A 698-nucleotide genomic window follows, 5' to 3' on the forward strand; every position below is an offset into this window, starting at 1 on the left:
GTTACGGGGTGGCGGTGTTCTCGGGGCTCTCGGTGCTTCGGTTGCTCTCGGTGCTTCCGGTGCTTCCGGTACTTCCAGTGCTCTCGGTGCTGTAGGCGTGCAGGACGTGCAGGAAGAGCGCCTCGCGGCGGGCGCGGACGGCCTCGCTCGCGGGGTCGAGCAGGACCTGTACGGCGGTGCCGTCGTGGACCGCGACGAGCGCCTGCCCGAGCGCGTCCTCGTCGGTCACCCGGCGCCCCGCGCGCCCGAGCGCGGCCACGACCACCGGCAGCACCGCGTCCTGGATCGCCTGCTCCCGTGCGGCCATCACCCGTCGCAGGGCGGGATTGCGCAGGGCATGCGCGGTGAACTCGGCGGTCACGCGGTACCAGGCGTCGTCGACCGGGATGGCCCGCAGCGCGGCCCGCACGGCGTCCTCGGGCGCCGCCGCCGACACCTCGGCCAGGGCGCCCCGCAGGTCCGTGAGCAGCCGTTCCGAGCGCTCCTCCCACATGGCGAGGAACAGCTCGTCGAGGGAGGTGAAGTTCGAGTAGAAGGCGCCCCGCGTGTATCCGGCGCGCTCACAGACCTGCTCGACGGTGGACCGGCCGAACCCCTCCTCGGCGAACACCTCCAGCGCGGAGTCGAGCAGCCGCCTACGGGTACGGGCGCGGCGGCCGGTGACGCGCTTGGGAGCGGACGGGGAGATGGACGGGGGG

Annotated in this window: 1 protein-coding gene; it reads right to left on the bottom strand. The window is 73.6% G+C overall.

The window, feature by feature from the left end; all coding sequences use genetic code 11:
• Position 1: 1 nt before the first annotated feature.
• Positions 2–688: a TetR/AcrR family transcriptional regulator gene (locus ACJA3G_RS38070; RefSeq protein WP_406557558.1), complete on the bottom strand. Its 687-nt coding sequence runs from the start codon at positions 686–688 to the stop codon at positions 2–4.
• Positions 689–698 lie beyond the last annotated feature (10 nt).

It is taken from the genome of Streptomyces sp. YS-3 (assembly GCF_045257485.1).
GTDB lineage: Bacteria > Actinomycetota > Actinomycetes > Streptomycetales > Streptomycetaceae > Streptomyces.